The sequence below is a fragment of the Streptomyces sp. AM8-1-1 genome, from assembly GCF_032229325.1.
In the GTDB taxonomy this organism is placed as follows: domain Bacteria; phylum Actinomycetota; class Actinomycetes; order Streptomycetales; family Streptomycetaceae; genus Streptomyces; species Streptomyces achmelvichensis.
In genome coordinates this window covers 2430224-2442926 of the sequence record NZ_CP135086.1, presented here as the reverse complement: position 1 = coordinate 2442926, position 12703 = coordinate 2430224, and the positions used below count along the sequence as shown (strand labels likewise).

Below are 12703 nucleotides of genomic sequence, written 5' to 3'. Positions count from 1 at the left end.
TCTCCCGCTCCGCCATGACTCCACCATCGTCCAGATGGTGGACGTCATGTGTCATGTGCTGGGACGGCGAGTAGGGTGCCGACATGTCTCGCAGCATCAATCTCGCAGTGATCCCCGGTGACGGCATCGGCCAGGAAGTCGTGGCCCAGGGCCTGAAAGTCCTGTCCGCCGTCCTTCCCCAGGACGTGAAGCTGGAGACCAAGGAGTACGACCTCGGCGCCCAGCGATGGCACCGCACCGGGGAGACCCTCCCCGACGCGGAGCTGGAGTCGCTCAAGAACCACGACGCGATCCTGCTGGGCGCCATCGGCGACCCGTCGGTGCCGTCCGGTGTGCTCGAGCGCGGTCTCCTGCTGAAGCTGCGGTTCGCCTTCGACCACTACGTCAACCTGCGGCCGTCGAAGCTCTTCCCGAACACGACGACGCCCCTGGCCGGCCGTCCGGACATCGACTTCGTCGTCGTCCGCGAGGGGACCGAGGGTCCGTACACCGGCAACGGCGGTTCCCTGCGCACCGGTACGCCCGCCGAGGTCGCCACCGAGGTCAGCCTGAACACCGCGTACGGCGTGGAGCGCGTCGTCCGCGACGCCTTCGCGCGGGCCGCCGCCCGCCCCCGCAAGAAGCTGACGCTGGTCCACAAGAACAACGTCCTCGTCTACGCCGGCCACCTGTGGAAGAACATCTTCGACCGGGTCGCCCGGGAGTACCCCGACGTCACGACGGACTATCTGCACGTCGACGCCGCGACGATCTTCTTCGTCACCCAGCCGGAGCGCTTCGACGTCATCGTCACCGACAACCTCTTCGGTGACATCCTCACCGACCTCGCCGCCGCCGTGTCCGGTGGCATCGGCCTGGCCGCCTCCGGCAACATCAACCCGACGGGCGATTTCCCGTCGATGTTCGAGCCCGTCCACGGCTCGGCGCCCGACATCGCGGGCACCGGCAAGGCCGACCCGACGGCCACGATCCTCTCCGTCGCCCTTCTGCTGCGTCACCTCGGCTTCGAGCCGGAGGCCGGGCGCATCGAGGAGGCCGTCTCCGCCGACCTCGCGGGACGCGACGGCACGTTCCGCACGACGGACGAGATCGGCGACACGCTCGCGGTACGCGTAGCGGGCTGACCCGAAGCTTCCACCAAGCCGCCGGGTCGCACACGCGCCCGGCGGCTTCTCCTGTGCGGCTCCCGGGTGCCACCATCAACCCCGGACCGCTTTCACCCCGTTTCATGCACGCGCCGGCCCGAGCCATAATCGAACCGGGCCGGCGCATGCGGGAATGCTCGGACGTCCTAGCAGCTGTAGCGGCGTGAGCGCGGTCCGTCACAACCAACGGTGAAGGACACTGCACTCATGACGACGCCCACGATCGAGCTCAAGCCCTCCTCGTACCCCCTGTCCGACGCGGAGCGCAAGGCGATCCTGGCCAACCCCGGTTTCGGCCGCCACTTCACCGATCACATGGTGACGATCAAGTGGACGGAGGGCCGTGGCTGGCACGACGCGCAGCTCACCCCGTACGCGCCGCTGTCGATCGACCCGGCCAACATGACGCTGCACTACGCGCAGGAGATCTTCGAGGGCCTGAAGGCCTACCGCCGGCCCGACGGTTCGGTCGCCACGTTCCGCCCGGACGCCAACGCCCGGCGCTTCCAGAGCTCGGCCCGCCGTCTCGCCATGCCCGAACTGCCGGTCGAGACGTTCATCGAGGCCTGTGACGTCCTGGTCCAGCAGGACAACGCATGGGTCCCGGAGCACGGCGGCGAGGCCTCGCTCTACCTGCGGCCCTTCATGATCGCCACCGAGGTCGGTCTGGGCGTGAAGCCCGCCAACGAGTACCTGTTCCTCGTGATCGCCTCCCCGGCCGGCGCCTACTTCCCCGGTGGCGTCAAGCCGGTCTCCGTCTGGCTCTCCGAGAACTACGTCCGCGCCGTCCCCGGCGGCATGGGCTTCGCGAAGACCGGCGGCAACTACGCCGCCTCGCTGCTCGCCCAGGCCGAGGCCGCCGCCAAGGGCTGCGACCAGGTCGTCTGGCTCGACGCCGTGGAGCACAAGTGGGTCGAGGAGATGGGCGGCATGAACCTGTACTTCGTGTACGGGAACAAGATCGTCACGCCCGAGCTCAACGGTTCGCTCCTCGCCGGTGTGACCCGCGACACGCTGCTCACCCTCGCCGAGGACCTCGGATACGAGTCCGTGGAGGGCCGTATCTCGACCGAGCAGTGGCGGCGTGACACCGAGAACGGCACCCTGACCGAGGTCTTCGCCTGCGGCACGGCCGCGGTGATCACTCCGGTCGGCACCGTGAAGTGCGAGAGCGGCGAGTGGACGCAGGCGGGCGGTGAGCCGGGCGAGCTGACGATGAAGCTGCGCGGTGCGCTGCTGGACATCCAGCGCGGCATCACGCCCGACAAGCACGGCTGGATGCACGAACTCGCCTGACCCGCTCAGTACTTCACCTGTCACCCTGCCCCCGTTCCCGCCGTCCGGCATCGGCGAGGATGGGGGCATGGGTGCACCGGAGCGGGACCGTGAACTGGCCGAGGCCGTACGACTGCGCGAGCAGGGGAGCGCCGAGGAGGCCCGGCGGATACTGCTGCGCCTCGCCGAACGGCTGCCCGACGATGTGGAGATCGCCTACCAGACCGCCTGGGTGCACGATGTGCTCGGCCTGGAGGCGGAGGCGGTTGCGCACTACGAGCGCGCCCTCGCCGGCGACGGTCTGCCGGACAGCGACCGCTGCGACGCCCTGCTGGGCCTCGGCAGCACCTACCGGGTGCTCGGCCGGTACGAGGACGCGGAGCGGACCCTGCGGCGCGGGACCGAGGAGTTTCCCGCGCACGGCGGTCTGCGCGCCTTTCTCGCCATGGCGCTGTTCAACACCGGCAGCCACGAGGAGTCCGTCCGGCTGCTGCTCGAACTCCTCGCCGCCACCAGCGAGGACCCCTCGGTGCGCAGGTTCCGGCGGGCGATCGAGGCCTACGCCAAGGACTTGACCGGCACGGTCCCGTAGGACCGCAGCGTCAGCGCGGTGTACGTCAGCCCGCCCACCGCGCCCGACAGGACGAAGCTGCAGTCCACACCGCCGGTCAGCGCGAGCAGCGGACCCTCGTAGAGCGGGGTGGACACCGCACACAGCCCGACCGCGGCGCCGACGGCCCAGCTCACGGTGGCACGCGGGTGCCAGCCCGCCCGGAACCAGTAGATCCCGCCGCGGGCCCGCCGGTTGTAGACCTGGAGGGCCTCCGGGTCGTAGACACCGCCGCAGCGCAGGTGCGCGATCATCGTGATCACCGCCCAGGGTGTGCCGATCGCGGTCAGCAGCAGCACGAACGAGGTCATCGCCGACTGGGCGTTCCAGGCGAAGTGGCCGACGAAGACGAAGCCGGTCGCGACCACGGCGACGACCAGCGTGCCCCGGGTCCGGGTGGCACGCGGGAGGATCGCGTCCAGGTCGAGGCCCATGGAGTAGAGCATCAGCCCCGCGTTGCCGACCGATCCCGCGGTGGCGGCGAGCAGCAGCGGGACCAGGTACCAGCCGGGTGACGCGGTGACCAGCGGCCCGGCGTAGTCCAGCGCGGCGCGGGCGGCGAGCGCGGTGTAGGTGCCGAACAGCTGCGGGACCAGCAGTCCCGCGAACAGCCCGAGACAGGTGGCGCGCAGCACGCGGCGCGGGCTGTGCCGTTGCGGCGAGATGTAGCGGGTGTAGTCGCCGAGCAGGGTGATGAACGCGATCGGGCCGCTCAGCCCCGCCGCCACCGCGGACAGCAGCCATGTCGGCCAGAACGAGCCGAGCACATACGGGGTGCCGGGCGGGGCGATCTTGGTCGCGTCGGGTGCGTACGCGAGCAGGCCGAGCAGGAGGAGCGCCGTCATGCCGACGGCGAGGATCCGGCTCATGCGCAGCAGCAGCCGGTAGCCGTACACGGCGCCGACGACGGTACAGCCGGCGAGCAGGGCGTAGACGAGGGCGTGGGCGGCCGCACCCGTCGGCACTCCGGCGATCCGGGACAGCGCGCCCAGCATCACGTCGCCGCCGATCCACAGGGTGAGGGCGGTGTAGCCGAGCGAGAGCAGCAGACCGACGACCGAGCCGACGAGCCGGCCGCGTACCCCGAAGGCCGCGCCGCTGGACGTCGACAGATTGGTGGCGGTGCGCAGCGAGACGAGGGCGAGCGGGGCGGTGACCGCCACGCCGACGGCCGTGCCGGCCACGACCGAGGTGACGGCCGGCCACAGGCCGAGGCCGAAGGAGACCGGCAGCCAGCCGAAGACGATCACGCCCAGGCAGAGGTTCGACCCCAGCAGGATCGAGACGAGGTCGCGCGGGGTGCTGGTGCGCTCCTGCTCCGGGATGGTGTCGACCCCGCGTTGTTCCATCGGCATACGGCTGCCCCTGACGCTCGACTGTTTGAATGCCGCTCAATGTGACCCAGGGGATGTGGGCCCGTCAATGCTTCCCAGAAAAGAAACTCATGATTAGAGTGTCGTTCAAACAGGAGGTGTTCCAGACGTGCGACTGACCCCCACGGAGCGCGACCGGCTGCTGCTTTTCGGCGCCGCCGAGCTGGCCCGGGCCCGCCGGGCCCGCGGCCTGAGGCTCAATGTCCCCGAAGCCACCGCGTTGATCGCCGACACGGTCTGCGAGGCGGCCCGGGACGGCCGGCGGCTGGCGGAGGCGATCGAGGCGGCGCGCGAGGTGCTCGGCCCGGGCGATGTGCTGCCCGGGGTGGCGGACGTCGTGACCGAGGTGCATGTGGAGGCGGTCTTCGACGACGGCTCGCGGCTCGCGGTTGTCTCCGACCCGATCGGCGGCGGCTCCCTGGGCAGTGCCGCGCCGGGTGCGGTCGTGCCGGGGCCCGCGGACGTCGAGCCGGAGCCGGTAGTGCGCCTCACGGTGCGCAACACCGCGACCGTGCCGGTCAGCGTCACCTCCCACTTCCACTTCTTCGAGGCGAACCCGCGCCTCGACTTCGACCGGGCGTCGGCATACGGCATGCGGCTGTGCGTGCCCGCGGGGTCCTCGGTCCGCTTCGGTGCGGGCGAGCAGTTGGAGGTCGGGCTGCTTCCGATCGGCGGCGCACGCGTGGCCATCGGGTTCGCCGGCCTGGTGGACGGCCCGCTGGACGCGCCGGGCGCCAGGGCGCAGGCGCTGCGCCGGGCGGCGGCGTGCGGCTATCTGGGCGCGACACCGCCCGGCGCCGCAGCCGATACCCAGGCGCCCCTCGCCTCGCAGGACATCCCGGAGGAGGACCAGTGACCGGCATCGATCCCCACGAGTACGCGTCCGTGCACGGCCCGCGCGCCGGCGACCGTGTGGTCCTCGGCGACTCCGGACTCGTCGTACGTGTCGAGGACGACTCCCAGAAGCCCGGCGACGAGTTCCTCGCCGGCTTCGGCAAGACCGCCCGCGACGGACTGCACCTCAAGGCCGCCGCCGTCCGCGAGACCTGTGACGTCGTGATCAGCAATGTCCTGGTGATCGACGCGGTCCAGGGCATCCGCAAGGTCTCCATCGGCATCCGCGAGGGGCGCATCTGCTCGGTCGGACGCGCCGGGAACCCCGACACCCTCGACGGGGTGGACGTCGTGGTCGGCACGGGGACCTCCATCGTCTCCGGCGAGGGCATGATCGCCACCGCCGGAGCCGTCGACACCCATGTCCATCTGCTCTCGCCGCGGATCATGGAGGCGTCGCTGGCCTCCGGCGTCACCACCGTCATCGGCCAGGAGTTCGGCCCGGTGTGGGGCGTCGGCGTCAACTCGCCCTGGGCGCTGAAGCACGCCTTCAACGCCTTCGACGCCTGGCCCGTCAACATCGGCTTCCTCGCCCGCGGTTCGTCCTCCGACCCGGCCCCGCTCGTCGAGGCGCTCGCCGAGGGCGGCGCGTCCGGGTTCAAGGTCCACGAGGACATGGGCGCGCACACCCGCGCGCTCGACACCGCGCTGCGGGTCGCCGAGGAGCACGACGTCCAGGTCGCCCTGCACAGCGACGGGCTGAACGAGTGCCTGTCGGTGGAGGACACCCTCCGCGTCCTCGACGGCCGCACCATCCACGCCTTCCACATCGAGGGCTGCGGCGGCGGCCACGTCCCGAACGTCCTCAAGATGGCGGGTGTGCCGAACGTGATCGGCTCCTCCACCAACCCGACCCTGCCCTTCGGCCGGGACGCGGTCGCCGAGCACTACGGGATGATCGTCTCCGTCCACGACCTGAAGACCGACCTGCCCGGCGACGCCGCGATGGCCCGGGACCGCATCCGGGCCGGGACGATGGGCGCGGAGGACGTCCTGCACGACCTCGGCGCCATCGGCATCACGTCCTCCGACGCCCAGGGCATGGGCCGCGCGGGCGAGACGGTGCGCCGGACGTTCGCGATGGCCGGAAAGATGAAGGCCGAGCTCGGCCCGATGGCGGGCGACGGCGCGCACGACGACAACGCCCGCGTCCTGCGCTACGTCGCCAAGCTGACCATCAACCCCGCCATCGCCCACGGCCTCGCGCACGAGATCGGCTCCATCGAGGTCGGCAAACTCGCCGACATCGTGCTGTGGCGTCCGCAGTTCTTCGGCGCGAAGCCGCAGCTCGTCCTGAAGTCGGGCTTCCCCGCGTACGGAGTGACGGGCGACCCGAACGCGGCGACGGACACCTGTGAACCGCTGGTCCTCGGGCCGCAGTTCGGGGCGCACGGTGCGACGCCGGCGGACATCTCCGTCGCCTTTGTGGCACGTGCGGCGACCGAACTGGGCGCGGACCACATGCCCACCCGCCGCCGCAGGGTCGCGGTCCGCGGCACCCGCGGCATCGGCCCCGCCGACCTCCGGCTCAATTCCCGCATCGGCGACGTGGGGGTGGACGGCCGCACCGGCCTGGTGACCCTCGACGGCGACCCGATCCGTTCCGAACCCGCCGACGCGATCTCCCTCAACCGCCTCTACTTCCTCTAGGACGTTACCCATGTTCCGCATGCCACCCGAATGGGCCGCCCACGAGCGCACCTGGATGGCCTGGCCCGGCCCCAACCCCACCTTCGCCGACGACGAGGAACTCGCCGAGGCCCGCAGCGCCTGGGCGTCCGTGGCCCATGCCGTACGCCGCTTCGAACCGGTGACCATGGTGGTGGGCACCGGGCAGTCGGCGTCCGCGCGCGAATTGCTCGGGCCCGGTGTCGAGCTGGTCGAACGCGACCTGGACGACGCCTGGATGCGGGACATCGGTCCCACCTTCACCACGGACGGCTCCCGACTGGCGGCCGTGGACTGGGTGTTCAACGGCTGGGGCGCCGCCGACTGGGCGCGCTGGGACCACGACAAGAAGATCGCCCGCCATGTCGCCGACATCGCGGGCGTCGAGGTCCACTCCTCTCCGCTGGTCAACGAGGGCGGTGCGATCCACGTCGACGGCGAGGGCACCGTTCTGCTCACCGACACGGTTCAGCTCGGCCCGGAGCGCAACCCCGGCTGGACGCGCCCGCAGGTCGAGGCCGAGATCCACGCCCGGCTCGGCACGACCAAGGCCATCTGGCTGCCGCGCGGCCTCAGCGGCGACTACGGCATGTACGGCACCCGCGGCCATGTCGACATCGTCGCGGCCTTCGCCGGGCCCGGCGTCGTCGTCGCCCACACCCAGCCCGACCCCGCGCACCCGGACCACGAGCTGTGCCAGGCGAACGTGGCGCTGCTGCGCTCGCAGACCGATGCGAAGGGCCGCCGTATCGAGGTGGTGGAGGTCCCCGCCCCGACCGTGCTCCAGGAGGACGGTGAGTGGGTCGACTACTCGTACATCAACCACTACGTGTGCAACGGCGGTGTCGTCCTGTGCGCCTTCGACGATCCCCGCGACGAGCTGGCGGCAGGTATCTTCCGGCGGCTGTACCCGGGCCGCACGGTCACGCTGGTGGACGCGCGCGCCATCTTCGCGGGCGGTGGAGGCATCCACTGCATCACCCAGCAGCAGCCGAAGGTCTTCAGGGCGCCCACGGCGAGCGCCGACGATCAGGTAGAACATACGCGTGAATGAGTCGCACACCGCTGCAGGTGCCCTCGGGGCCTCCGGGGCCGCCGTATGACCCCCGCCGCCCGGCGGCGGAACATCGCGCCGCCCCGTGAGTCCGTCCTCGCCGCCGCCATGGCCACCATCGCCGAGCGCGGTCTCGACGGGCTGACCATGGCGGGGCTCGGCCGGGAGGTCGGCATGAGCAGCGGCCATCTCCTCTACTACTTCCGCACCAAGGACGAACTCCTGCTGCGGACCCTGGAGTGGAGCGAGGGCCGGCTGGGGGCCGAGCGCAGCGCACTGCTGTCCCGGCAGGCGCCCACCGCCGAGCGGCTCGAGGCGTATGTCGATCTCTATGTGCCCGACGGGCCGCGCGATCCGCACTGGACGCTGTGGCTGGAGGTCTGGAACCGCTCGCAGAACGCCGACGACGAGGCCCGCGCCCGCCAGGCCGCCATCGAGGGGGCCTGGCACCGGGATCTCGTCGCGCTGCTGGCGGAGGGGATCTCGCGCGGCGAGTTCCGTCCCGTCGACCCCGACCGCTTCGCCGCCCGCCTCCGTGCGCTCCTCGACGGCTTCAGCGTCCACGTCGCCGTCGGCATCCCCGGCACCGGACGCGAACACGTCCTGACCCATGTCAGGGAGTTCCTCCGCGACGCGCTGCTGCGGGAAAGCGCCTGATCACCGGCTGTGCGGGCCGGGTGCGGGTCCCGGGGCGGGACGGACTGCCCGCATACTGAGACCGCCGTCCACGGGACGGCAGCGATGTGGCAGACTGCCAGCGTGCTTTCGTTCGCCATGATTATCGGCAGCAGGCGCGCCGGTCCGCAGTGATCGCCTCATATCACCATGTATGACGCGGCCACCGTGCCCCAGACCCGCGCGCAGACCTCTCGCACCCGCGAGGGGTTTTTTCGTTTTACGGCCTCACCCGGCCGGAAGCGAGCCGCACGCGGAGACGGGGGCAAGTGGAGCCAGTATTTCCGGAGCCACTCATCCGACAGGAGTCAGGACAGCCATGACCACACAGGCCACGGACACGGATACCGACGACGCCTTCCATGTCTTCGACACGACCCTGCGCGACGGCGCGCAGCGTGAGGGCATCAACCTCACCGTCGCGGACAAGCTGACGATCGCCCGGCACCTGGACGAGTTCGGCGTGGGCTTCATCGAGGGCGGCTGGCCGGGTGCCAACCCGCGCGACACCGAGTTCTTCGCCCGCGCGCAGCAGGAGATCACCTTCCGGCACGCGCAGCTGGTCGCGTTCGGTGCCACGCGCCGCCCGGGAGCGAAGGCGGCGGACGACCCGCAGATGCGGGCGCTGCTGGAGTCGGGCGCGCCGGTGATCTGTCTGGTGGCCAAGTCGCACGACCGGCATGTGGAACTGGCCCTGCGCACCACCCTGGACGAGAACCTCGAGATGGTTCGCGACAGCGTCGCCTTCCTGCGCGAGCAGGGCCGGCGGGTGTTCGTGGACTGCGAGCACTTCTTCGACGGCTACCGCGCCAACCCCGCCTACGCGAAGTCCGTCGTGCGCACGGCGTCCGAGGCGGGCGCCGATGTGGTGGTCCTGTGCGACACGAACGGCGGCATGCTGCCCGCCCAGATCCAGGCCGTCGTCTCCACCGTCATCGCCGACACCGGCGCCCGGCTCGGTATCCACGCCCAGGACGACACCGGCTGCGCCGTGGCGAACACTCTCGCGGCCGTCGACGCGGGCGCGACCCACGTCCAGTGCACCGCCAACGGTTACGGCGAGCGGGTCGGCAACGCCAACCTGTTCCCGGTCGTCGCCGCGCTGGAACTGAAGTACGGCAAGAGCGTGCTGCCCGAGGGTGCGCTGGCGGAGATGACGCGCATCTCGCACGCCATCGCGGAGGTCGTCAACCTCACGCCGTCCACGCATCAGCCGTACGTGGGAGTGTCTGCGTTCGCGCACAAGGCCGGTCTGCACGCCTCCGCGATCAAGGTCGATCCGGATCTCTACCAGCACATCGCCCCGGAGCAGGTCGGCAACACCATGCGGATGCTCGTCTCCGACATGGCCGGACGCGCGTCCATCGAGCTGAAGGGCAAAGAGCTCGGTGTCGAGCTCGGCGGAGACCGCGCGCTGATCGGCCGGGTCGTGGAGCGGGTCAAGGAACGCGAACTCGCCGGCTACACCTACGAGGCCGCCGACGCCTCGTTCGAACTGCTGCTGCGCGCCGAGGCCGAGGGCCGACCGCGCCGCTACTTCCGTACCGAGTCCTGGCGGGCCATCGTCGAGGACCGCCCCGACGGCACCCACGCCAACGAGGCCACCGTGAAACTGTGGGCCAAGGGCGAGCGGATCGTCGCCACCGCCGAGGGCAACGGCCCCGTCAACGCCCTGGACCGCGCGATGAGAGTCGGTCTGGAGCGGTTCTACCCGCAGCTCGCCAAGATGGAGCTGGTCGACTACAAGGTCCGCATCCTCGAAGGCCGCCACGGCACCGAGTCCATCACCCGCGTACTGATCACCACGGGTGACGGAGGCGGCGAATGGTCCACCGTCGGCGTCGCCGAGAATGTCATCGCCGCCTCCTGGCAGGCCCTGGAGGACGCCTACACCTACGGTCTGCTGCGCGCCGGCGTCGAGCCGGCCGAGTAGCACCGCGGGCGGGGGTGCCCCCGGCGCATCAGGGCTGGAGCCGCCACTTCTGGTTGGCGGCTCCGGTGCACGACCAGATCTGTGCCCGGGCGCCGTTCGCCGACGAGTTGTCCGAGACGTCGAGACACTTGTCGGCCGCCGCGTTCACCAGATCACCGGTGGACGCCTCGTACCGCCACTGTTGCGCCCCCGACCCGTTGCAGCCGTACAGCTGGATCTTCGCGCCGTTCGCCGTCGACGCACCCGTCACGTCCAGGCACTTGCCCAGTGCCTGGACCGACCCGTCGGCCCTGACCGTCCAGCGCTGGGCGGTGGAGCCGTTGCAGTCCCACAGCTGGACGGCCGTGCCGTCGGCGGTCGAGCCGCCCGCCACGTCGAGGCACTTGCCGGCCAGGCCCACCAGGGCGCCCGACGCGTCCGAACCGCCGCTCTGCGTGCCCGACCAGGTGAAGGTCGCGGACGTCTTGCCCGGCAGTGAGTAACGGACGTTCTGGCCGCCCCAGTTGATCCGCATCTCACGCGCCGACGACGAGTCGTTGTAGGCGATCAGGGCCTTGGAACCGTCGGGATTGCGCCAGGCCACGTTCGGCACGTCACCGCTCGCCGTCGAGGCGATCCGGTGGGCACCCGGCTTCACGAACTTCGTCAGATGTCCCATCGTGTAGAACTCGATGGTGTAGTCGACCTGCCCGTGCCGGCCGTCACCGTTGTGCACGGTGATCAGGCCGTCGCAGGTCCCGCAGCCGCCGTTGTGGGGCCCGCGGTTCTGGTCGACCGCCAGGGACCACTTGGTCACCGACTTCGCCCAGTTACGGGTGTAGTCGATGATGTTCATCATGTCCTCGCGCTGCTGATTGCCGATCCAGGTGCCGCCCGAGTGCTCGGTCTGGAAGGCGTCCAGCTGCGGATACTGGTTGTGCACGTCCGTCTGCTTGGAGACGTTTCCGCCGTAGCCGTGCCACGCCACGCCACCGAAGTTGGGGTGGCTGCGCACCGCCGCGTCGTTCACCGTCTGGGCCGCGTAGGCGTCGTAGGTGTCCCAGTTCCAGTCGTGGGCGAGCACCTTGGTCGGCAGGCCGGCGCCCTGGAGCCTCGGCAGCAGCTCGCTCTTGGTGAAGAAGGCGAGCCCGGAGCCGTTCCAGCTCATCGACGGGTAACCGGCGCAGCAGGTCGGCTCGTTCTGTGCGGTGACGTAGTCGACGGGGACGCCCTGATCGCGCCAGGCCTGGAGGTACTTCACGAAGTAGTTGGCGTAGGTGCCGTAGTTCTCGGCCTTCAGCCAGCCGCCGTTGAGCTGGCCGTTGTCCTTCATCCACGCGGGCGCCGTCCACGGTGACGCCACCAGGGTGAGGCCCGGATTGAGCTGCCGCGCCTGCTTGGTCAGCGGCAGCACGTCGGCGAGGTCGTGGGCGATGGAGAACCGCGACAGCGAAGGGTCGGTCTGCCCGGCCGGCAGGTCGTTGTAGGTGTAGCCGAAGCGGGCCAGGTCGGAGCCGCCCATCGGGTTGCGGACGAAGGAGAGCCCGATCCCCTCGGTGGGTGAGAAGAGCTTCCGCATCGTCGCGTCGCGCGTGGCCTGGGAGAGCGCGCCGCTGCCCTTCATCAGCCATGCGGCCGTGTCGGTGAAGGAGGCGCCGCCGCCGCTGAAGGTCTGGAAGCGGGTGTTCTCGTCGACGGTGATGTTGGTGCCGCTGCCGCCGTTGCCCGCCTGGAAGTTGACGGGTGTCTGCTGCTGGAGTCCGCGGGTGACGGTGCGGCCGCCGGCGTCGCTGGTCGTGGTGAGCCAGACGTTCACCTGCTCGCCCGCGGCCTGCGCCGTACCGGCGGTCAGACCGGTCAGACCGGCGGCCGCGAGGGTGGCCGCGAGCAGGATTCTGATCGTTCGCTTCGGTCGTCTTGCCATGGGCTGGAGCCCTTCTCGGCAGAGGTGTGGGGGTCGAGGCGTGAGTGAACTGCCGATGCGAACGTCCGTCAAGAGATTGCGCATTCACACTCTGAACGAACAACCCTCCCTGTAGCGGCTGAAGTTGGGGTTTCGGCGATTCCGGTGTGAAGTCTTGACGGCGCGACGGGACG

The 12703-nt window shown here is 70.5% G+C and carries 10 protein-coding genes; 8 read left to right on the top strand and 2 right to left on the bottom strand.

The annotated features are described in order from the left end of the window. Positions 1-83 precede the first annotated feature (83 nt). The 3 genes from RPQ07_RS10905 (at position 84) to RPQ07_RS10895 (ending at position 3012) form a co-directional block, all read left to right on the top strand. Complete coding sequence (locus RPQ07_RS10905) at positions 84-1124, top strand: 3-isopropylmalate dehydrogenase (RefSeq protein WP_313943906.1); 1041 nt, start codon at positions 84-86, stop codon at positions 1122-1124. Between the two features lie 228 nt (positions 1125-1352). Continuing rightward, positions 1353-2441, top strand: coding sequence for a branched-chain amino acid aminotransferase (locus tag RPQ07_RS10900; RefSeq protein ID WP_313943905.1), 1089 nt, complete (start codon positions 1353-1355; stop codon positions 2439-2441). Positions 2442-2508: 67 nt separating this feature from the next. After that, positions 2509-3012, top strand: a complete 504-nt coding sequence (locus RPQ07_RS10895) for a tetratricopeptide repeat protein (RefSeq protein ID WP_313943904.1) — start codon at positions 2509-2511, stop codon at positions 3010-3012. On the opposite strand, the gene RPQ07_RS10890 is transcribed toward RPQ07_RS10895, so the two are convergent. Next, positions 2979-4385 (bottom strand): cytosine permease, encoded by a 1407-nt coding sequence (locus RPQ07_RS10890; protein WP_313943903.1) that lies wholly within the window; start codon positions 4383-4385, stop codon positions 2979-2981. The genes RPQ07_RS10895 and RPQ07_RS10890 overlap by 34 nt on opposite strands. Before the next feature lie 127 nt (positions 4386-4512). Here RPQ07_RS10890 and ureA point away from each other — a divergent pair, with 127 nt between their 5' ends. From ureA to cimA, 5 genes are all read left to right on the top strand, one after another. Beyond that, positions 4513-5259 (top strand): urease subunit gamma, encoded by a 747-nt coding sequence (gene ureA / locus RPQ07_RS10885; RefSeq protein WP_313943902.1) that lies wholly within the window; start codon positions 4513-4515, stop codon positions 5257-5259. Between the two features lie 5 nt (positions 5260-5264). Continuing rightward, positions 5265-6947, top strand: coding sequence for an urease subunit alpha (locus RPQ07_RS10880; protein ID WP_313948855.1), 1683 nt, complete (start codon positions 5265-5267; stop codon positions 6945-6947). Positions 6948-6957: 10 nt separating this feature from the next. Further along, positions 6958-8019: an agmatine deiminase family protein gene (locus RPQ07_RS10875; RefSeq protein ID WP_313943901.1), complete on the top strand. Its 1062-nt coding sequence runs from the start codon at positions 6958-6960 to the stop codon at positions 8017-8019. 45 nt (positions 8020-8064) lie between these two features. Continuing rightward, a complete protein-coding gene (locus tag RPQ07_RS10870; protein WP_313943900.1) occupies positions 8065-8676 on the top strand; it encodes a TetR/AcrR family transcriptional regulator in 612 nt (203 codons plus the stop codon). Between the two features lie 337 nt (positions 8677-9013). Beyond that, entirely contained in the window at positions 9014-10627 is a 1614-nt protein-coding gene (gene cimA / locus RPQ07_RS10865) for a citramalate synthase (RefSeq protein WP_313943899.1), read from the top strand. 28 nt (positions 10628-10655) lie between these two features. On the opposite strand, the gene RPQ07_RS10860 is transcribed toward cimA, so the two are convergent. Further along, on the bottom strand, positions 10656-12530 hold the full coding sequence (locus tag RPQ07_RS10860) for a ricin-type beta-trefoil lectin domain protein (RefSeq protein WP_313943898.1): 1875 nt from the start codon (positions 12528-12530) through the stop codon (positions 10656-10658). Positions 12531-12703: the final 173 nt, after the last annotated feature.